Here is a 19,892-nt window from a genome sequence, read left to right as displayed (position 1 = left end):
GCTGTATCCGGCGTTGCGCGCGCCGCGCGAAAGCCACGCTGGCCTGGCACATCACCCACGCGCCACCCACGCATCACCCACGCATCACCCACGCATCATCCACGCATCACCCGCGTATCACCCGCGTATCACCCGCGTATCACCCGCGTATCACCCACGCGAATCCACCCGGCGCCGGTGAATCACCTCCTTGGTTTGCGCGAGTTTTTCCAGCAACTCCGGCCCGCGGCTGAGCGCCACGCCCACCGCGAGAATATCGCCGATCGCCAGATGCGAGACGCGCGAAGTCATCGGCGAAAAGATGTCCGTGTCTTCGTCCACATTCGCGAACAGACCCACCGTCGCGAGCCGCGCCAGCGGCGAATTGCCGTGCGTGATCGCGATCACTTTCGCGCCGGCGTTGAGCGCGGCTTTCGCGGCGTCGATGATGTCGCGGGTGCGGCCGGTGTTCGAGATCGCGACCACGACGTCGCCAACGCTCAGCAACGCCGCCGACATCAGAAACGTATGCGGGTCCGAATACGCGACACTCGGCATGCCGAGCCGGAAGAACTTGTGCTGCACGTCGAGCGCCGCGATCCCCGAGCCGCCCGCGCCATAGAACTCGATGCGCCGCGCCTGCGCCAGTATTTCGATGGCCGCCGCCACGCTGTCCGACGACAGATTGTTGCGCACCTGGATCAGCGCGCCGATGGTCCGGTCTAACACTTTCGCGGCAACGCCCGGGGTCGGCTCGTCGGGACGCACGTCGCGGTAGACGGCGGGCACCTCGGCGGCGATGCCTTGCGCGAGCCGGATCTTGAACTCGCGAAACCCCGAAAAACCGAGCGCATGACAAAACCGCGCGATGGTCGGCTGGCTGACGCCTGCACGCGCGGCGACTTCGGTCATCGACAGGTCGAGCACCTCGCGCGGCGCCTCGATCACGTAATCGGCCAGTTTGCGCTCAGACGGGCGCAGCTGGTCGCGCATCTCTTCCACTTGGGACAGCATCATCGCAAAACTCACACTATGCTGAAGAACGACTGGACTATATCCGATTGATCGGTGATGTACAAAAACTACATTGTGCGTTCTAGGTGTTATCCCTAGGTTTTGTTCATCAAGCGCCGATCGGCTGCCAGTAAAGCCGCAAAGCCCGTTTGTCGATGCGGCGACGCAGCAGGAGTTGGCGTTGCGATCATGTAGTTTTTCTACTAAGATGGCGTGGTCGGTTGAACCGACACCCCGCGATACCTACCCGGCACCGTGCGCGCACGCCCGCCGCCAGCGACGAAGGAGCTCCGATGGTTTCCCCGCATTCGCAATTGTTGAAAGTCACGCGGCGCGTGATCGAGCGCAGCAAGCCCACGCGCGACGCATATCTGGCCCGTATCCATCACGCGCAAGGCAAATTCCCGGCGCGCGGCGCTCTCTCCTGCGCCAACCTGGCCCACGGCTTCGCCGGACTGGAGGGCAACGACAAGTTCGTCATCAAGCAGATGCGCGAGCCGAACATCGGTATCGTGTCCTCTTACAACGAGATGCTGTCGGCCCACGCGCCGTACAAAAACTATCCCGACATCATCAAGCACGCCGCGCGTGAAAACGGCGGCGTCGCGCAAGTCGCGGGCGGCGTGCCGGCCATGTGTGACGGCATCACCCAGGGCAATGCCGGCATGGAGCTGTCGCTGTTCTCGCGCGAAGTGATTGCGATGGGCACCGCGGTCGCGCTCACGCACAACATGTTCGACGCGGCGCTGTGCCTCGGCATTTGCGACAAGATCGTGCCGGGTCTCCTGATCGGCGCGCTGCAATTCGGCCATCTGCCGACCATCTTCGTGCCGGCCGGCCCAATGGGCAGCGGCCTGTCCAACGACGACAAAGCGAAGACGCGGCAACTGTTCGCGACCGGCCAGTGCGGCCGCGACGCGCTGCTCGAAGCCGAGGCCGCCGCGTATCACAGCCACGGCACCTGCACGTTCTACGGCACCGCGAACAGCAACCAGATGCTGATGGAAGTGATGGGCCTGCACCTGCCGGGTTCGGCCTTCGTGCATCCGCATACGCCGCTGCGCGACGCGCTGACCGCGCAGGCCGCGCGCCGCGTGCTCGATCTGACGGCGGAGCGCGGCCACTACATGCCGATCGGCCATGTGATCGACGAGAAAGCTATTGTCAACGGCATCGTCGCGTTGCTGGCGACGGGCGGCTCGACCAATCACACGCTGCATCTGGTGGCGATCGCGCGGGCGGCGGGCATCGTGATCGATTGGGACGACTTCGACGCGCTGTCGCAGGCGGTGCCATTGCTCGCGAAGATCTATCCGAACGGCAAGGCCGACGTCAACCACTTCCACGCGGCCGGCGGCGTCGCGTTCCTCGTGCGCAATCTGCTGGAAGGCGGCTTGCTGCACGAAGATGTGAACACCGTCGCGGGCAAGGGACTGAAGCACTACACCGAAGAGCCGAAGCTGATCGACGGCAAGCTGCAATGGGTGCCGGGCGCGCAAGCGAGCGAGGACACGGCAGTGCTGCGCGGCATCAAGGAACCGTTCCAGCCGGATGGTGGCCTGCGTCTGATGCAAGGCAAGCTCGGTCGCGGCGTAATCAAGATTTCGGCGGTGGCCGCGCAGCATCGCAAGGTGAAGGCGCCGGCAATCGTGTTCGATTCGCAGGAAGCGGTGCAGGAAGCGTTCGATAACGGCGAGCTGAAGCGCGACTTCATCGCCGTGGTGCGCTTCCAGGGCGCGCGTGCAAACGGCATGCCCGAGCTGCATCGTTTGACGCCGCTGCTCGGCGTGTTGCAGGATCAAGGTTTCCACGTCGCGCTGGTGACGGACGGCCGTATGTCGGGCGCGTCGGGCAAGGTGCCGGCGGTGATTCACCTGTCGCCGGAAGCGTTGCTGCAAGGCCCGATCGGTAAGGTGCGCACTGGCGACATGCTGGTGATCGACGCCGAAGCCGGCGTGCTCGACATCGAGATCGACGCGGCCGAATGGGCGGCGCGGCCGAATGCCGAGCCGAAGCATCAGGCGGAAAACGAAGTCGGCTTCGGCCGCGAACTGTTCGGCGTATTCCGTGCGGCGGCGGCGCCCGCGGAGCAGGGCGCGTCGGTGTTCGGCAAGATGGTGGGCGAACGTCCGCTGCACCATGGCGAGCCGGCCAAAGCGCATACCGAAAAACACATCAGCACCACGCAAGCCAGCTAGGTGCTGCAGAAACCAGGAGTCTGACTATGACGTCGAAAACAGTAAGCGAGATCGTGCGCCTCGGCCCGGTGATTCCGGTGCTCGCGTTCGACTCGGTCGAACAGGGCGAACACGTGTCGCGCGCACTGCATGCAGGCGGCGTGAAGGTGCTGGAAATCACACTGCGTACCGCGGCGGGTCTGGAAGCGATCGAGCGCGCCAGCCAGCTGGCTGAGGACATCGTGGTCGGCGTCGGCACAATCACGAAGCCCGAGCACTGTGCTCAGGCGAAGAAGGCCGGCGCGCAGTTCGGTGTCTCGCCCGGTCTGACGAAGGACATGCACAAGGCCGCGCAGGATGCGGGTCTGCCGCTCTTGCCGGGCGTGATGACACCCACCGACATCATCGCGGCGCTCGAACTCGGCTACGAGATCGTGAAGTTCTTCCCGGCGCAGCAAGCCGGCGGCGTGCCGATGCTGCAGGCATTCCACGGCCCGTTCCCGACGCTGAAGTTCTGCCCGACCGGCGGCATCACGGCTGAAACCGCCACGCATTTCCTGTCGCTGCCGAACGTGGTGTGCGTCGGTGGTTCGTGGCTTACGCCGAAGGCCGCGCTGGCCGCACAGAACTGGGACGAAGTCACGCGTCTGGCGCGTGCCGCCAGCCAACTGGCCGGTCCCGCTCACTAGGTCGAAGCCGCGCCCCGGGTTGCCGTCAGGGCCCGACACACAGGAGCCTCGTCGTTACAGCCGCTCAGGCTGTCGCGCCGAGGCTCCTGTGCACTTTGCGCGCCGCAATCCCGCGCGTTTTCAGGAAACAAACAGTAAAATTCAGCGTCCGTGCGGTCAGCCGGGTTTTCAGGTGCCGCGCAGGTCGCCGTGAGGCGAAGTGCTGGCCGTGTCCTACACTCAATAACGCCAAAAAGGAGGCGCTTCATGGAAGCTGTCCACGGCAGCATGCTGCTGGTCTACGCGGTGATCGCCATCGCATTGCTGATCCTGCTGATCACGCGCTACAAGGTTTATCCGTTCCTCGTCCTGATCATCGTTTCGCTGCTGCTGGGTCTGGCAGCCGGCATGCCGATGGCGACTATCGTCAAATCGTTCGAGACCGGTAACGGCAACACGCTCGGGCACATTGCGATCGTGGTCGGTCTCGGCACGATGCTCGGCAAGATGATGGCCGAATCCGGCGGCGCCGAGCGCATCGCCACCACGCTGATCAACCTGTTCGGCGAGAAGAACATCCATTGGGCGATGATGCTCGTGGCGATCATCGTCGGTTTGCCGGTGTTCTTCGAAGTCGGTTTCGTGCTGCTGATTCCGATCGCGTTCAACGTCGCGCGGCGCACCAACAAATCGCTGCTGTTGGTCGGCCTGCCGATGGTCGCGGGTCTGTCCGTCGTGCACGGGCTGTTGCCGCCGCACCCGGCCGCCATGCTCGCGGTGCAGGCGTATCACGCGGATATCGGCAAGACGATCGCCTACGGGCTGCTGGTCGGTGTGCCGACCGCGATCGTCGCCGGTCCGCTGTTCGCACTGCTGGTAAGCCGCTATATCCAGTTGCCGAAGGAGAATCCGCTCGCCGCGCAATTCCTCGGCGACGGCGACGTCCCTGCGAAAGCCGGCGCGGCGAAGCGCGAATTGCCGGGCTTCGGCGTCACGCTGATCACGGTTCTGCTGCCGGTGATCCTGATGCTGGTCGGCAGTTGGGCCGATCTGATCTCCACGCCGAAGACCCTGCCCAACGATCTGCTGCGCTTCTTCGGCAACACTGACGTCGCGCTGTTGACGGCGGTGCTCGTCAGCTTCTGGACCTTCGGTGCGAGCCGCGGCTTCACGCGCGAGCAGATCCAGAAGTTCTGCGGCGAATGTCTCGCGCCGATCGCGGGCATTACGCTGATCGTCGGCGCGGGCGGCGGTTTCGGTCGCGTGTTGATGGATAGCGGTATTTCGAAGGAAATCGTCAATGTGGCGAACGTGGCGCATATTTCGCCGCTGCTGTTCGGCTGGCTCGTCGCGGCGCTGATCCGCCTCGCCACCGGTTCGGCCACGGTGGCGATGACCACCGCCTGCGGTATCGTCGCGCCGATCGCGGCGGCGGGCGCGGTGCAGGTCAAGCCGGAGTTGCTGGTGCTGGCCACTGGCTCGGGTTCGCTGATCTTCTCGCACGTCAACGACGGCGGCTTCTGGCTGATCAAGGAATACTTCGGTATGACGGTGGGGCAGACCTTCAAGACATGGTCGCTCCTCGAGACCATCATTTCACTGATGGGTTTGGCCTTGACCTTCGCGCTCGCGGCGGTCTTGTAAGGAGTTTCTGATGATTCTGATCGCAATGGGCGTGTCGGGCGCCGGCAAGACGAGAATTGGCGAAATGCTGGCGGAGCGCCTGCACTGCGCGTTCACCGACGGCGACGCGTTTCACAGCGCCGCCAACAAGGAGAAGATGCACCACGGCATTCCTCTCACCGACGAAGACCGGTGGCCGTGGCTGAAATCCATCCGCGTCGCGATCGAAGAAAAACAGAAGGCAGGCGAGACGGCGGTGTTCACGTGTTCGTCACTCAAGCGCTCGTATCGCGACATTCTGCGTGCCGGCGACAAGGACGTGTGCTTCGTCTATCTGAAGGGTTCGCGCGAGGTGCTTGAAGCGCGTCTGGGACATCGCACCGGGCACTTCTTCGATCCGTCGCTGCTGCAAAGCCAGCTCGACACGCTCGAAGAGCCGGGCGCGGACGAGGCGATCACGGTCAATATCGAGTTGTCGCCGGAACAGATCGTCGACGACGTGCTGAAGCAGGTCGCGCAACGCTGAGCTTTTCGCGCACGCGTGCTTGCATGAAGTGAAGCATGAAGCAGATCAACCGATCCGCTTGGCCAGTTCGACTGCCTTGCCGATGTATGAAGCCGGCGTCATCGCGAGCAAACGATCTTTCGCGTCTTGCGGAATCGCGAGGCCGCCGACGAAGCTCTGCAGCGCTTCGCGCGTGATGCCCTTGCCGCGCGTCAGTTCCTTCAACTGCTCGTACGGGTTCTCGATGCCGTAACGGCGCATCACTGTTTGCACCGGCTCGGCCAGCACTTCCCAGCAGTTGTCGAGGTCTTCGTTCAGACGTTGAGCGTTCACTTCGAGCTTGTCGAGACCGCGGATCAGCGAGTCGTATGCGAGCAGCGAGTAGCCGAACGCGACACCCATGTTACGCAGCACGGTCGAGTCGGTGAGGTCGCGCTGCCAGCGCGACACCGGCAGCTTGTCGGCCAGATGGCGCAGCGTCGCGTTCGCCAGACCCAGGTTGCCTTCGGAGTTTTCGAAGTCGATCGGGTTGACCTTGTGCGGCATCGTCGACGAACCGATTTCGCCGGCCTTGGTGCGCTGCTTGAAGTAACCAACCGAGATGTAGCCCCACACGTCGCGGTCCAGGTCCAGCAGGATCGTGTTGGCGCGCGACACGGCGTCGAACAGTTCGGCCATGTAGTCGTGCGGCTCGATCTGGATCGTGTACGGATTGAACGTGAGCTTCAGGCGTTGCTCGACCACTTCGCGCGAGAACGCTTCCCAGTCGAACTCCGGATACGCGGACAGGTGCGCATTGAAGTTGCCGACCGCGCCGTTCATCTTGCCGAGCAGTTCGACCTTCGCGATACGGTCGATCGCGCGCTCCAGCCGCGCGGCGACGTTGGCGATTTCCTTGCCGAGCGTGGTCGGGCTGGCCGGCTGGCCATGCGTGCGCGACAGCATCGGCTGGGCGGCGTGCGCATGTGCAAGCGCGACGAGACGTTGATGCACCGAGCGCAGCGCCGGCAGGATCACGTGTTCGCGTGCGCCGGCGAGCATCAGGCCGTGCGACGTGTTGTTGATGTCTTCCGACGTGCACGCGAAGTGGATGAACTCGCTCGCGCGTTCCAGTTCTTCCTGACCCTTCACCGACTCCTTCAGCCAGTACTCGACCGCCTTCACGTCGTGATTCGTCACGCGTTCGATTTCCTTGATGCGCGCGGCGTCGTGTGCGGTGAAACGCTCGGCCAGTTGCAGCAGGAATTGTTCGGACGCCGCGGAAAAACGCGGCACTTCGGCGAAGCCGGCGCGCGACAGCGCGATCAGCCAATGGATTTCGACCGTCACGCGATTACGCATGAAGGCGGCTTCCGAGAGCCAGTCACGCAGGGCTTCGGTTTTCGATGCATAGCGGCCGTCGAGCGGGGAGAGCGCGTTCAGCGCGAACAGGGTGTCGGGGTGCGTGTCGGACATGATGGGAGCGGGTGAAAGCATTGAGCGCTCAGGGAGCGGATCGGAAACGGAGGGAACCGCGCATTTTACCACCGTGCGCATGCCTGCCCGATCCCGACCGCGATCGGGTCGCGCAGCCGGCTACGAACCGTGCTGTACCACCCGTGCGCGCCTGCTTCGCATCCGCTCCATGATCCGGCGCCACCGAGCCGAACGCGTCACGCGGTGCGCCGGCCGCTAGAATGCTGACTTCTTCCCTCCCGCCGGCAGCACATCCCCGCATGGAACTGAAATGGCTCGAAGACTTCGTGTCGCTCGCGGAAACGCGTAGTTTCAGCCGTTCGGCCGAGCTGCGCCACGTCACGCAGCCGGCGTTCTCGCGGCGCATCCAGGCGCTCGAAGCATGGCTCGGCACCGAACTGATCGACCGTTCGGTGTATCCGACGCGGCTTACCGCGGCCGGTCAGGTCTTCAACGAGCAGGCGCTCGCCATGCTGTCGCAGTTCCACGAGGCCCGCGCGCTGCTGCGCGGCCATACGGCGACGCCGCAGGCGACCATCGAATTCGCGGTGCCGCACACGCTGTCGCTGACGTACTTTCCGCGCTGGCTGCAGCGCATCGAAGCGCAGATGGGCCCGATCCATACGCGGCTGCGGGCGCTGAACGTGCACGACGCGGCTTTGTCGCTGGTTGAAGGCGGCTGCGATCTGATGATGGGCTATCACCATCCCAGTCATCCGGTCGCGCTCGATCCGGGCCGCTACGACATGCTGACGCTCGGCACCGAGCCGATCAGCCCGTTCTCGGCGCCGGGCCGCGCCGGCCGGCCGCGCCATACGCTGCCGGGTACGGCCGAGGCACCCGCTCCGTACCTGTCCTACACGCCCAACGCGTACCTTGGACGCATGACCGAAGTGATCCTCGCGAATGCGCCGGAGCGCTTGTATCTGGACCGGCTGTACGAAACCGACATGGCCGAAGGGCTCAAGGCGATGACGCTGGCCGGCCACGGCATCGCTTTTCTGCCGCACAGCGCGGTGGAAGACGCGGTCGCCGACGGCAAGCTGATCCGCCTCGATCGCGCGACGCGCGGCACACCGCAAGGGCAGCTTACGCTGAGCATGGAGATTCGCCTGTATCGCGACAAGCTCGCGGCGAAAAGTGACGACGCGCGGCAGATCCTCGTGCGGCAGTTGTGGGACGTGGTGTCGGAGGAACTGGGCCAGGACGCCGGTCAATAAGCTGCGTCGCCACGACATGAATTTGCGTCTTTCCGATGGTTATGCAAAAAAAACATAATCGGATAAGGAAACGGCATTGGATTTAAAAAGGGCGTTTTTCGACAATGCACGTACTCGAACAACGCCGGAGCGTTCATGTCTTCCCTGCAGCAAGTCGCCCAATCCGCATCATCGTTGCAATCGGTTCCCTCTTATCTCAACAGCGAAGACCTTGGCCCCTGGGGCAACTATCTGCGCCAGGTCGACCGCGTCGCGCCGTACCTCGGCTCGCTGTCGCGCTGGCTCGAAACCCTCAAGCGCCCGAAGCGCATCCTGATCGTCGATGTGCCGATCGAACTCGATAACGGCACCGTCGCGCACTTCGAAGGCTATCGCGTGCAGCACAACGTGTCGCGCGGTCCGGGCAAGGGCGGCGTGCGTTATCACCAGGACGTGACGCTGTCGGAAGTGATGGCGCTGTCCGCGTGGATGTCGGTGAAGAATGCCGCGGTGAACGTGCCGTACGGCGGCGCGAAGGGGGGTATCCGCGTCGATCCGCGCACACTGTCGCGTGGCGAACTGGAGCGCGTGACGCGCCGCTACACCAGCGAAATCGGCATCATCATCGGACCGAATACCGATATCCCCGCGCCGGACGTGAACACGAACGAGCAGATCATGGCGTGGATGATGGACACGTACTCGATGAACCAGGGGCAGACGTCCACCGGCGTGGTGACCGGCAAGCCGATCACGCTCGGCGGTTCGCTGGGCCGCCGCGAGGCGACGGGCCGCGGCGTGTTCGTGGTCGGCTGCGAAGCGGCACGCCGGATCGGCTTCGATATCGAAGGTGCGCGTGTCGCGGTGCAGGGCTTCGGCAACGTCGGCGGGATCGCCGCGCGTCTGTTCCAGGAAGCGGGCGCGAAAGTGGTCGCCGTGCAGGATCACACCGGCTCGCTGTACAAATCGACCGGCATCGATGCGGGCGCGTTGCTCGAGCACGTCGCGAAGACAGGCGGCGTGGGCGGTTTCCCGGAAGCGGATGCCGTCACCAATGAGGAGTTCTGGAGCGTCGAATCGGACATCCTGATTCCGGCCGCGCTGGAAAACCAGATCACCGAAAAGAACGCGGCGAAGATCAGGACGAAGATCATCGTGGAAGGCGCCAACGGCCCGACCACCACGGCGGCCGATGACATCCTGCACGATCGCGGTATCCTAGTGATTCCGGACGTGGTCGCCAACGCGGGCGGCGTGACGGTCTCGTATTTCGAGTGGGTGCAGGATTTCTCGAGCTTCTTCTGGACCGAAGACGAGATCAACCAGCGGCTGGAGCGCGTGATGCGTGAGGCGTTTGCCGCGGTGTGGCAGGTGTCGAGCGAACAGAATGTATCGGTGCGGACCGCGGCGTTTATCGTTGCATGTAAGCGCATTCTGCAAGCACGCGAAATGCGCGGTCTGTACCCGTGATTGTTTTGTGTGACGGCGGTCGGGCCGGCGATCCCGGCCGACGTGGATCCGTTGTCGCAGTGTTGGCATGAACGCGGTCCACAAGACGGCGTGTAGTATCCGGCGGGCTGCATCTATCGATGCCGCCCGCCGTTGCGTATTCGCAAAAAGTGGACCGACCGGCGTGCGGTGCGGCGCGAACCCATAGCAGCGTGCGCGCAACAACATCGGTTTTTGCCATACTTTCAGAATAATTACTTTGATAAACTGGCGCCGATTCTTGCCAAGGAGATCACAAATGAAGGTTAAAAAAGCTGCGCTGCTGCTCGCGACGCTCGGACTGTTTACGGTTGGCGCGCATGCGCAAGACTCGGGCACGCTGAAAAAGATCAAGGACACCGGCGTCATTTCGCTGGGTCATCGCGAATCGTCGATTCCGTTTTCTTACTATGACGACAAGCAGAACGTCATCGGCTATTCGCAGGACTTCGCCAACAAGGTGGTCGAGGCCGTCAAGCAGAAGCTGAACATGCCTAACCTGAAGGTGAAGCTCACGCCGGTCACGTCGCAAAACCGCATTCCGCTGGTGCAGAACGGCACCGTCGACATCGAGTGCGGTTCGACCACCAACAACCTCGAGCGCCAGCAACAGGCCGCGTTCTCGAACACCATTTTCGTGATCGGCACGCGCCTGATGACCAAGAAAGATTCCGGCATCAAGGACTGGTCGGACCTGAAGGGCAAGACGGTCGTGACGACCGCCGGCACCACCTCCGAGCGCCTGCTTCGCAAGATGAACCAGGACAAGAGCATGGGCATGAACATCATCAGCGCGAAGGACCACGGCGAATCGTTCCTGACGCTGTCGACGGGCCGTGCCGCGGCGTTCATGATGGACGACGCACTGCTTGCCGGCGAACGCGCGAAGTCGAACAACCCGGGCGATTTCGTGATCGTCGGCGAGCCGCAGTCGCGTGAGGCGTATGGCTGCATGCTGCGCAAGAACGATCCGGAATTCAAGAAGGTTGCCGACGATGCGATCGCGAAGACCCAGCTGTCTGGCGAAGCCGATGGAATCTACAAGAAGTGGTTCGAATCGCCGATTCCGCCGAAGGGCCTGAATCTGAACTTCCCGAAGAGCGACGACATGAGGGCGCTGTTCAAGAACCCGAATGACAAGGCTATCGACTAAAGCTGCGCCGTTTTTTGTGAAATGCTGAACGAAACGGAAGGGGCCACGTGCTTCTTCCGTTTCTTTTTGCGGGAGTCTTGTCATGTCATATCACTGGAACTGGGGCATTCTGCTGAGTCCGGTCTCCACCGGCGAACCGACCACCTACCTCGGCTGGCTGCTGTCCGGCCTGTGGGTGACGGTTACCGTGTCGCTGTCGGCATGGGTAATCGCGCTGATCGTCGGGTCGCTTTTCGGCGTTCTGCGCACGGTGCCGAACAAATGGGCGTCGGGCATCGGCACGGTCTATGTGGCGGTGTTTCGCAACATCCCGCTGATCGTGCAGTTCTTCATCTGGTATCTGGTGATACCGGAGTTGCTGCCGCCGTCGATCGGCACCTGGTTCAAGCAGTTGCCGCCGAGCGCGCAGTTCTTCTCGTCGTCGATCGTCTGTCTCGGGCTGTTCACGAGCGCGCGTGTGTGCGAGCAGGTGCGCTCGGGCATCAACGCGTTGCCGCACGGCCAGCGCGCCGCAGGTCTCGCGATGGGCTTCACGCAATGGCAGACGTATCGCTACGTGCTGCTGCCGGTCGCTTACCGGATCATCGTGCCGCCGCTCACGTCCGAGTTCCTCAATATCTTCAAGAACTCGGCGGTGGCGTCGACGATCGGTCTGCTCGATCTGTCCGCGCAAGCGCGTCAGCTGGTCGACTACACGTCGCAGACCTATGAGTCGTTTATCGCGGTCACGCTCGCGTACATGATGATCAACCTGATCGTGATGCAACTGATGCGCTGGATCGAAGCCAGAAGCCGGTTGCCTGGCTATATCGGAGGCAAGTGATGCACCATTTCGACTGGAGCGGTATTCCGGGCACACTGCCTACGCTGTGGACCGGCGCTGTCATCACGTTCAAGATCACGCTGATCGCGATCGTGTTCGGCATCGTCTGGGGCACCATTCTCGCGATGTTCCGGCTGTCGTCGGTCAAACCCCTGGCGTGGTTCGCGCAGGGCTATGTGACGATCTTCCGCTCGATCCCGCTGGTGATGGTGCTGCTGTGGTTCTTCCTGATCGTGCCGCAAGTGCTGCAAAGCGTGCTCGGCCTGTCGCCGGACATCGACATCCGGCTCGCGTCGGCGATGGTCGCTTTCTCGCTGTTCGAGGCAGCGTACTATTCGGAGATCATCCGCGCGGGCATTCAGGCGGTGCCGCGCGGCCAGGTCAACGCCGCGTTCGCGCTCGGCATGACCTACGGGCAGGCGATGCGCCTCATCGTGCTGCCGCAGGCGTTCCGCGCGATGGTGCCGCTGCTGCTCACGCAGGGTATCGTGCTGTTTCAGGATACGTCGCTCGTCTACGTGATCAGCCTCGCCGACTTCTTCCGCACCGCCACGAATATTGGCGACCGTGACGGTACGAACGTTGAGATGGTACTGTTCGCGGGCGCGGTTTATTTCGTGATCTGTGTGGTCGCGTCGAGCCTTGTCAAAGGTCTTCAGAAAAAGGTCGCAAGATGATCTCAATCAAGAATGTTTCGAAGTGGTACGGTCACTTCCAGGTGCTGACCGACTGCACGACGGAAGTCAAAAAGGGTGAAGTGGTGGTGGTGTGCGGGCCGTCGGGCTCGGGCAAGTCCACGCTGATCAAAACCGTCAACGGCCTCGAGCCGTTCCAGAAGGGCGAGATCGTCATCAACGGCCAGTCGCTGACCGACAAGAAAACCAATCTGTCGAAGCTGCGTTCGAAGGTCGGCATGGTGTTCCAGCACTTCGAGCTGTTTCCGCATCTGTCGATCACGCAGAACCTCACGCTCGCGCAGATGAAGGTGCTCGGCCGCTCGAGCGACGAAGCCACGGCGAAAGGGCTGAAGCTGCTCGATCGCGTGGGTCTGCGTGCGCACGCGGACAAGTTTCCGGGCCAGTTGTCGGGTGGTCAGCAGCAGCGCGTGGCGATTGCGCGTGCGTTGTCGATGGACCCGATCGCGATGCTGTTCGATGAGCCAACTTCGGCGCTCGATCCGGAAATGATCAACGAAGTGCTCGACGTGATGGTCGAACTCGCGCAGGAAGGCATGACCATGATGTGCGTCACGCACGAAATGGGCTTTGCGAAGAAGGTCGCGCACCGCGTGATCTTCATGGACAAGGGCTTGATCGTCGAAGACGACCGCAAGGAAGACTTCTTCGCCAATCCGAAGTCGGATCGCGCGAAGGATTTCCTGGCGAAGATCCTGCACTGAACTCGTGGCACGGCCGGCGCTGTCCGGCTGGCGTGGACCGCAAAAAAGCTGCTCCCTGGAGCGGCTTTTTTATTGCTGACATGAGGTCGTCGATCTGGCGACGAGCTTCGCGACGACGCGTGCGTACTCAGGATTCGAATGCCGCTGCGTCGTCCGCTGCTTCGAGGTCGGTTTCGCTATCGAGCGGGGCGGCAGCCTGCGTGCCAGTCAAAGCCGCAATCGTCGTGGCCGACGCCGATGCATCGAGAGCCGGATTGCGTAGTTTCTCGAGCACCGACTCCGGCACCGGCACATTGACGCGGCCGCTCACGTCGCCATGCCGGAACATGATCAGATCGCCCGGCTCGAACGCGGTCCAGACTTCGTTGTCGGTCAGCGGCTTGGTGGCGATCACCGCGACGCGGTCTTCCGGCGTCGTGTACTTGGCGAAATCGATCGACACGTCCGCGTCGACCAGATGCGCGGTGGAAAACGGCCAGCGCCGCACGATGTAGTGCAGATGCGTCGAGCAATGCGCGAACAGCGCCTGGCCATTCGACATCAGGAAATTGAACACGCCGAACCGCGTGATCTCGCGCGTGAGCGATTCGAGCGCGGCGAACAACTCTTCCAGCGGAGGTTGCTGCGCGCCCGGAAAAGCCTTGCGCAAACCTTCCAGCAGCGCGCAGAAAGCAAGCTCGCTGTCGGTGTTGCCGACCGGCTGATAGATGCCCGTCAGTTCCGGCGCATAGTTTGTCAGATCGCCGTTGTGCGCGAAGATCCAGTGACGCCCCCACAGTTCACGCATGAACGGGTGGCAGTTTTCGAGCAGGATGTGTCCTTGCGTGGCCTTGCGGATATGCGCGATCGTGTTCTTCGATTTGATCGGGTAGTGCTTGACCATCTCCGCGATCGGCGACGTGGCCGACGATTGGTGGTCGATGAACAGACGGCAGGCTTTCTCTTCGAAGAAGGCGATCCCCCAGCCGTCGGCATGGTGATCGGTGACGCCACCACGCGCCGCAAAACCGGTGAACGAGAACGTGACGTCCGTCGGCGCGGCGCAGTTCATTCCGAGAAGTTGGCACATGTTGCAGGTAAGCCTGTGAACGGGCGAGCCGTTACAATGATGATTTTCCAAGCATATCACCGAGCCAGAAACGCCAAATAGCGAAATTGACCTGTGTTTGGGCCGCAACATGGCGGTTTGACCGGATCGATTGGCTGTGGGCGCTAGTCTCGTTCTCCTCTCGCCATGACCGCTTCCAACGTTTCCCTCGACTCCCTCACGCTGACCCGCCCGGACGACTGGCACCTGCACGTGCGCGACGGCGCGATGCTGGCCGCCGTGCTGCCCGACACCGCGCGCCAGTTCGGCCGCGCGATCATCATGCCGAACCTGAAGCCACCGGTCACGACCACGGCGATGGCGCAGGCGTATCGCGAGCGGATCGTCGCCGCGATCCCCGCGGGCGCGAAATTCGAGCCGTTGATGACGCTGTACCTGACCGACAACACGCCGCCCGACGAAATCCGCCGCGCGCGCGAGAGCGGCTTCGTGCATGGCGTGAAGCTGTATCCGGCGGGCGCCACGACCAACTCCGATGCGGGCGTCACCGACATCATGAAGTGCGCGAAAACGCTGGAGACGATGCAGGAGACCGGCATGCCGCTGCTGGTGCACGGCGAAGTGACGGACTCGTCGATCGATCTGTTCGACCGCGAGAAGGTGTTTATCGACCGCGTGATGACGCCGCTGCGCCGCGCGTTTCCGGCGCTGAAGGTGGTGTTCGAGCACATCACCACCAAAGACGCCGCCGACTACGTCCGCGAAGCCGGCGTGGCGCCGGAGTTGCTCGGCGCGACGATCACGGCGCACCATCTGCTGTACAACCGCAACGCGATCTTCCAGGGCGGCATTCGTCCGCATTACTACTGCCTGCCGGTGCTCAAGCGCGAGACGCATCGCGTGGCGCTGGTCGAGGCGGCGACCTCGGGCAATCCGCGCTTTTTCCTTGGAACCGATAGCGCGCCGCATCCGAAGGGTTTGAAAGAGCATGCATGCGGCTGCGCGGGTTGCTATACGGCACTGCACGCGCTCGAACTCTATACCGAAGCATTCGACCAGGCCGGCGCGCTCGACAAGCTCGAAGGCTTTGCGAGCTTCTTCGGCGCGGATTTCTACGGACTGCCGCGCAACGTCGGGAAGGTCACGCTGCGTCGCGAGGAATGGACGCTGCCGGCGGAATTGCCGGCCGGCGACACGCCGGTCGTGCCGTTGCGCGGCGGCGAGTCGATCGGTTGGCGTCTGGTCTGAGGTTCTGCCAGATGCAGTTGCTGCATTCGCACGACGCGCGGCAAAACCCGGCGGCGCGCGAGACGACGCAGCCTGGCTTTGCCGCGATCGACTGGTCGAAGCCCTGGTTCGCGCCGTTCGCCGTGCGCGGCCAGCGCTGGCAGCAGGCCGCGCTGACGAGCTACGCAGCCTTGCTCACCGCCATGAACGCGGACGCGAGCGCAATGCGGCAGACCACCGGGCGCGGCCAGCGCCTCGCCTTCATCGCGCAGGACGATCTGCCGCCCGGCGCCGCTTACGAGGCGCATATCGCGTCGACCGGCTGCGTGCCGACGCGGCACGATCTGCACGACTTCTTCAACGGATCGATGTGGTTTGCGTTTCCACGCATCAAGGCGGCGCTGAACGCGCGGCAGTCGGTGGCGATCGACGTGCTCGGCGTCGGGCCGACCCGCGGCGACGTGCGCGATGCGCTGACCTTGTTTGATGAGAACGCGTTGCTGTTCGCCTGCGCCGATCCGGCCTTGAGCGCCGCGCTACGCGGCTTCGACTGGCACACGCTGCTGGTGGCGGGCCGCGCCGCGTGGGGCGCGAGCTGCGAAGTGCGGTGCTTTGGCCATGCGTTGCTCGAAAAGTTGATGACACCTTTCAAGGCATGCACGGGGCATGCATGGATCGTCGACGTGCCGTGCGCGTATTTCGGCTGGGATGCGGCGGCGCGCGACGCGTGGTTGGACCAATTGGTCAGCGCGGCGCTGCTCGACACCGAGGCGCTGACGAGCCGCATGTTTGCGCCGCTGCCGGTGCTGGGCATTCCGGGCTGGTGGCCCGAAAACGAATCGCCCGCGTTTTACGACGACGCGTCCGTGTTCCGCGCGGGGCGGCGCCAACGCTGAACACGCCGGGGTTCCTCAGCCGGGGTTCCTCAGCATTCGCTGCGAAAATCCGCCCCCGGCGGTGGTTCGAATTGCGCTGCACAGCCCTGGCCATTCGGCCAAGCCAACGACTGAAGCGGCTTGCCGGGCGCGCAGGTGTTAAAATCCGCCCCAGCAAAGCAGGCCAGGCAGTCGCGGCCTCTGCGGCTTCGGCCAACGAGGGCGAGGAAAGTCCGGACTCCACAGGGCAGGGTGATGGCTAACGGCCATCCGTGGCAACACGCGGAACAGGGCAACAGAAAGCAAACCGCCGATGGCCCGGCGCAAGCCGGGATCAGGTAAGGGTGAAACGGTGCGGTAAGAGCGCACCGCGGCTGCTGCGAGGCAGACCGGCACGGTAACCTCCACCCGGAGCAATTCCAAGTAGGCAGGCGCGCATCTTCGAGATGCAGGACGGGGCCCCCGTCTCGTCTGCGGGTAGGAAGCTTGAGCGCGTCAGTAATGGCGCGCCTAGAGGAATGGCTGCCACGCGCGTCGCGTTTTCGGACGTTGCGCGTGCACAGAATCCGGCTTATCGGCCCGCTTTGCCACCCAACAAAAAATGCCGGCGTCCAGGTGGACGCCGGCATTTTCGTTTGTGCGCGCAGGTCGCGAGTCGATTGCGTGCCTGTATGTAATGTGCGCTGCCCGCGGTTGCTGCGGTGCGCCGCGGCCGCCTGGCCTCGCTCAGTTCGCGACGATGTCGAACGAGTGTGTGAGCTCGGCGGTCTTCGCGATCATGATCGAGGCCGAGCAGTATTTGTCGTGCGACAGATTGATCGCGCGTTCGACGGTGGCCGGGTTCAGGTTCTTGCCGGTCACGGTGAAGTGAAAGTGAATCCTGGTGAACACCTTGGGGTCTTCGCTGGCGCGTTCGGCCTTCAGCGTCACCGAGCAACCGGCGATTTCCTGACGGCTCTTCTTCAGGATCATCACGACGTCGTAGGCGGTGCAGCCGCCTGTGCCGAGCAGAACCATTTCCATCGGACGCGGCGCGAGATTGCGGCCGCCGCCTTCAGGCGCGCCGTCCATCGCCACCAGATGACCGCTGCCCGTCTCGGCCGCAAACGCCATCCCGTCTTGCCCCATCCAGCTCACTTTGCATTCCATGCTGTGCTCCACCGCGCTTCGCTATATCGAGACGGCATTGTAGCCCGGCATCTGCGGATCCGCCCGGGGTGACCTTCGCCGGAAATTATGCCGGATAGCCGCTCATGTGTTGCAGTGCGGCATGTTTCGCGCGATTCGGGAATGCCCTGAACGAGTTAGGGGTTTTACTCTAGATAGAACTGCGCGGACACCCGGTGTTCAGGCATCAGTGGTTGATATCAAAGGGAATTTTCGGGTTGCGAATGTCAGCATCTTTATATCGCATTATGAAAATGAATTTCGCAATGCAAATGTTCTTGCGTCGCACAAGGGCGGCTCATATAATCGCTTCATCGGTTGCAGCAGTTCTGCAACCTCCGCTGTCTCCTCCACCTCCTCCTTTGGTGGATTAAACCCGAACCGCTCGTTCGGGTTTTTTTTCGTCCGCAAGGTGCAATTGGCGCTCTGCGCTGGCCAAATCGACGGGGCGGTTGCGCTGAACTCCCGCACATTTTGACTTGCTACAGCAAATTCCTTTATAATTCAGGGCTTTTCCGTATCCGCGCCCGCGGAGGAAGAACTAGGGAGAGCCTGCACGCGCCTCGATGCGCACACTACAAGCAGGAAAGAACACATTGGGCGCAGCAATTTTTTTGGATCGATCATGAAGACGTTTTCCGCAAAAGCCCATGAGGTGACGCGCGAATGGTACGTGATTGACGCGACGGATAAGGTTCTCGGGCGTGTCGCCAGCGAAGTGGCACACCGTCTTCGCGGCAAGCACAAGCCTGAATTCACTCCCCACGTCGACACCGGTGATTTCATCATCGTTATCAACGCAGGCAAGCTGAAGGTCACGGGCAACAAGGTTACTGACAAGAAGTACTACCGCCATTCGGGTTACCCGGGCGGTATCTATGAAACGACGTTCGGCAAGATGCAGGAACGCTTCCCGGGCCGCGCGCTCGAGAAAGCGGTCAAGGGCATGCTGCCGAAGGGCCCGCTCGGCTACGCGATGATCAAGAAGCTGAAGGTCTACGCTGACGCAACGCATCCGCATTCGGCACAACAGCCGAAAGCGCTCGAGATCTAAGGGGAGCCCACATGATCGGTAACTGGAATTACGGCACGGGCCGCCGCAAGAGCGCCGTCGCACGCGTGTTCATCAAGGCAGGCAAGGGCGATATCGTGGTGAACGGCAAGCCCATCGCCGACTACTTCTCGCGCGAAACGTCGCTGATGATCGTGCGTCAGCCGCTGGAACTCACGAACCACGGCGTCACGTTCGACATCAAGGTCAACGTGACGGGTGGCGGTGAAACGGGTCAAGCCGGTGCGGTTCGCCACGGCATCACCCGCGCGCTGATGGACTACGACGCAACGCTGAAGCCGGCGCTGTCGAACGCAGGCTTCGTGACGCGTGACGCTCGTGAAGTCGAACGTAAGAAGGTCGGTTTCCACAAGGCACGTCGCAGGAAGCAATTCTCGAAGCGTTAAGCGCTTCGGGTGCGAACCGGCTGCAGGGCCGGTCCGCTGCAAAAGCCGCCAACGCTTACGCGAAGGCGGCTTTTTTCATGGTTTCGCGGCTCGCGCGGGTGACGACGGATCCAGCGCCGGAGCGGCGATTTTTCCGCTCAGGCAGGCAGATGGCGGCAATCGCGCCATCCGCCGGATTGCGGGAAGAACCCATTGATTTTGTGGGCTTCAGCACGATATCGAGATCAGCCCTACAATAGCGGCTAGAAGCTTTTTGGAGAGTTCGAATGAACGCAGTCACCGACACCCCCGTGACCGAGATGCCCGCCCCCTTCGTTTTCACCGACGCCGCGGCTGACAAGGTCAAGCAACTGATCGAAGAAGAAGGCAATGCGGACCTGAAACTGCGCGTTTTCGTGCAGGGCGGCGGCTGCTCGGGCTTTCAGTACGGTTTTACGTTCGACGAAGCCGTCAACGAAGACGATACCGTGATGAACAAGGGCGGCGTCCAGCTGCTGATCGATTCGATGAGCTACCAGTATCTGGTCGGCGCCGAGATCGACTACAAGGACGACATCAACGGCGCGCAGTTCGTCATCAAGAACCCGAACGCCACGACCACTTGCGGTTGCGGCTCGTCGTTCTCGGTCTGATG

The 19,892-nt window shown here is 62.7% G+C and carries 21 protein-coding genes and 1 other RNA gene; 17 read left to right on the top strand and 5 right to left on the bottom strand.

Annotated features, from left to right (window positions below; translation table 11 throughout):
• Positions 1-150 precede the first annotated feature (150 nt).
• On the bottom strand, positions 151-996 hold the full coding sequence (locus BN2475_RS21315) for a MurR/RpiR family transcriptional regulator (protein WP_094781479.1): 846 nt from the start codon (positions 994-996) through the stop codon (positions 151-153).
• A 290-nt stretch (positions 997-1,286) separates the two neighbouring features.
• Between BN2475_RS21315 and edd the strand changes: the two genes are divergently transcribed.
• From edd to BN2475_RS21295, 4 genes are all read left to right on the top strand, one after another.
• Positions 1,287-3,191: a phosphogluconate dehydratase gene (gene edd, locus BN2475_RS21310; RefSeq protein WP_094781478.1), complete on the top strand. Its 1,905-nt coding sequence runs from the start codon at positions 1,287-1,289 to the stop codon at positions 3,189-3,191.
• A 26-nt stretch (positions 3,192-3,217) separates the two neighbouring features.
• Complete coding sequence (gene eda, locus BN2475_RS21305) at positions 3,218-3,859, top strand: bifunctional 4-hydroxy-2-oxoglutarate aldolase/2-dehydro-3-deoxy-phosphogluconate aldolase (RefSeq protein WP_094781477.1); 642 nt, start codon at positions 3,218-3,220, stop codon at positions 3,857-3,859.
• 246 nt (positions 3,860-4,105) lie between these two features.
• Positions 4,106-5,482, top strand: a complete 1,377-nt coding sequence (locus BN2475_RS21300; RefSeq protein WP_094781476.1) for a GntT/GntP/DsdX family permease — start codon at positions 4,106-4,108, stop codon at positions 5,480-5,482.
• 10 nt (positions 5,483-5,492) lie between these two features.
• Positions 5,493-5,987 carry a gluconokinase gene (locus BN2475_RS21295; RefSeq protein ID WP_094781475.1) on the top strand — a complete coding sequence of 165 codons (495 nt, stop codon included), beginning with the start codon at positions 5,493-5,495 and terminating at the stop codon, positions 5,985-5,987.
• 45 nt (positions 5,988-6,032) lie between these two features.
• Here BN2475_RS21295 and purB read toward each other — a convergent pair whose 3' ends face one another.
• Positions 6,033-7,421, bottom strand: a complete 1,389-nt coding sequence (gene purB, locus BN2475_RS21290; protein WP_094781474.1) for an adenylosuccinate lyase — start codon at positions 7,419-7,421, stop codon at positions 6,033-6,035.
• A gap of 260 nt (positions 7,422-7,681) precedes the next feature.
• Here purB and BN2475_RS21285 point away from each other — a divergent pair, with 260 nt between their 5' ends.
• The 6 genes from BN2475_RS21285 (at position 7,682) to BN2475_RS21260 (ending at position 13,483) form a co-directional block, all read left to right on the top strand.
• Entirely contained in the window at positions 7,682-8,641 is a 960-nt protein-coding gene (locus tag BN2475_RS21285; RefSeq protein WP_094781473.1) for a LysR family transcriptional regulator, read from the top strand.
• Positions 8,642-8,776: 135 nt separating this feature from the next.
• Positions 8,777-10,090 (top strand): Glu/Leu/Phe/Val family dehydrogenase, encoded by a 1,314-nt coding sequence (locus tag BN2475_RS21280; RefSeq protein WP_094781472.1) that lies wholly within the window; start codon positions 8,777-8,779, stop codon positions 10,088-10,090.
• Between the two features lie 277 nt (positions 10,091-10,367).
• Positions 10,368-11,261 carry a glutamate/aspartate ABC transporter substrate-binding protein gene (locus tag BN2475_RS21275; protein ID WP_094781471.1) on the top strand — a complete coding sequence of 298 codons (894 nt, stop codon included), beginning with the start codon at positions 10,368-10,370 and terminating at the stop codon, positions 11,259-11,261.
• 82 nt (positions 11,262-11,343) lie between these two features.
• Positions 11,344-12,084: an amino acid ABC transporter permease gene (locus BN2475_RS21270; RefSeq protein WP_094781470.1), complete on the top strand. Its 741-nt coding sequence runs from the start codon at positions 11,344-11,346 to the stop codon at positions 12,082-12,084.
• Positions 12,084-12,761, top strand: coding sequence for a glutamate/aspartate ABC transporter permease GltK (gltK, locus tag BN2475_RS21265; RefSeq protein ID WP_094781469.1), 678 nt, complete (start codon positions 12,084-12,086; stop codon positions 12,759-12,761). The genes BN2475_RS21270 and gltK overlap by 1 nt, the downstream gene beginning before the upstream one ends.
• On the top strand, positions 12,758-13,483 hold the full coding sequence (locus tag BN2475_RS21260) for an amino acid ABC transporter ATP-binding protein (RefSeq protein ID WP_094781468.1): 726 nt from the start codon (positions 12,758-12,760) through the stop codon (positions 13,481-13,483). Before gltK ends, BN2475_RS21260 begins: the two co-directional genes overlap by 4 nt.
• A gap of 127 nt (positions 13,484-13,610) precedes the next feature.
• Here BN2475_RS21260 and BN2475_RS21255 read toward each other — a convergent pair whose 3' ends face one another.
• A complete protein-coding gene (locus BN2475_RS21255) occupies positions 13,611-14,552 on the bottom strand; it encodes a class II glutamine amidotransferase (RefSeq protein ID WP_094781467.1) in 942 nt (313 codons plus the stop codon).
• A 165-nt stretch (positions 14,553-14,717) separates the two neighbouring features.
• Here BN2475_RS21255 and pyrC point away from each other — a divergent pair, with 165 nt between their 5' ends.
• The 3 genes from pyrC to rnpB all read left to right on the top strand — a co-directional run bounded on the left by pyrC (position 14,718) and on the right by rnpB (position 17,223).
• The gene (gene pyrC, locus BN2475_RS21250; RefSeq protein ID WP_094781466.1) at positions 14,718-15,779 is read left to right on the top strand and encodes a dihydroorotase; all 1,062 of its coding nucleotides are present in this window, start codon (positions 14,718-14,720) and stop codon (positions 15,777-15,779) included.
• An 11-nt stretch (positions 15,780-15,790) separates the two neighbouring features.
• Positions 15,791-16,654: a DUF3025 domain-containing protein gene (locus BN2475_RS21245; RefSeq protein WP_094781465.1), complete on the top strand. Its 864-nt coding sequence runs from the start codon at positions 15,791-15,793 to the stop codon at positions 16,652-16,654.
• 155 nt (positions 16,655-16,809) lie between these two features.
• An RNA gene (rnpB, locus tag BN2475_RS21240) (RNase P RNA component class A) lies at positions 16,810-17,223 on the top strand.
• A 136-nt stretch (positions 17,224-17,359) separates the two neighbouring features.
• On the opposite strand, the gene BN2475_RS21235 is transcribed toward rnpB, so the two are convergent.
• A complete protein-coding gene (locus BN2475_RS21235; protein WP_094781464.1) occupies positions 17,360-17,782 on the bottom strand; it encodes an OsmC family protein in 423 nt (140 codons plus the stop codon).
• Between the two features lie 208 nt (positions 17,783-17,990).
• On the opposite strand from BN2475_RS21235, the gene BN2475_RS33740 reads away from it, so the two are divergent.
• The 3 genes from BN2475_RS33740 to rpsI all read left to right on the top strand — a co-directional run bounded on the left by BN2475_RS33740 (position 17,991) and on the right by rpsI (position 19,258).
• Positions 17,991-18,278 (top strand): hypothetical protein, encoded by a 288-nt coding sequence (locus tag BN2475_RS33740; protein ID WP_143325835.1) that lies wholly within the window; start codon positions 17,991-17,993, stop codon positions 18,276-18,278.
• Positions 18,279-18,425: 147 nt separating this feature from the next.
• The gene (gene rplM / locus BN2475_RS21230) at positions 18,426-18,854 is read left to right on the top strand and encodes a 50S ribosomal protein L13 (RefSeq protein ID WP_013090508.1); all 429 of its coding nucleotides are present in this window, start codon (positions 18,426-18,428) and stop codon (positions 18,852-18,854) included.
• 11 nt (positions 18,855-18,865) lie between these two features.
• Positions 18,866-19,258 carry a 30S ribosomal protein S9 gene (gene rpsI / locus BN2475_RS21225; RefSeq protein ID WP_094781463.1) on the top strand — a complete coding sequence of 131 codons (393 nt, stop codon included), beginning with the start codon at positions 18,866-18,868 and terminating at the stop codon, positions 19,256-19,258.
• Positions 19,259-19,313: 55 nt separating this feature from the next.
• On the opposite strand, the gene BN2475_RS33735 is transcribed toward rpsI, so the two are convergent.
• The gene (locus BN2475_RS33735; RefSeq protein WP_143325834.1) at positions 19,314-19,538 is read right to left on the bottom strand and encodes a hypothetical protein; all 225 of its coding nucleotides are present in this window, start codon (positions 19,536-19,538) and stop codon (positions 19,314-19,316) included.
• On the opposite strand from BN2475_RS33735, the gene erpA reads away from it, so the two are divergent.
• On the top strand, positions 19,525-19,890 hold the full coding sequence (erpA, locus tag BN2475_RS21220; protein WP_094781462.1) for an iron-sulfur cluster insertion protein ErpA: 366 nt from the start codon (positions 19,525-19,527) through the stop codon (positions 19,888-19,890). The genes BN2475_RS33735 and erpA overlap by 14 nt on opposite strands.
• Positions 19,891-19,892: the final 2 nt, after the last annotated feature.

It is taken from the genome of Paraburkholderia ribeironis (genome assembly GCF_900019265.1).
GTDB classification, from domain to species: domain Bacteria; phylum Pseudomonadota; class Gammaproteobacteria; order Burkholderiales; family Burkholderiaceae; genus Paraburkholderia; species Paraburkholderia ribeironis.
Note: the sequence above shows the minus strand (reverse complement) of the source record. Positions and strands in the feature narration are given on the sequence as shown.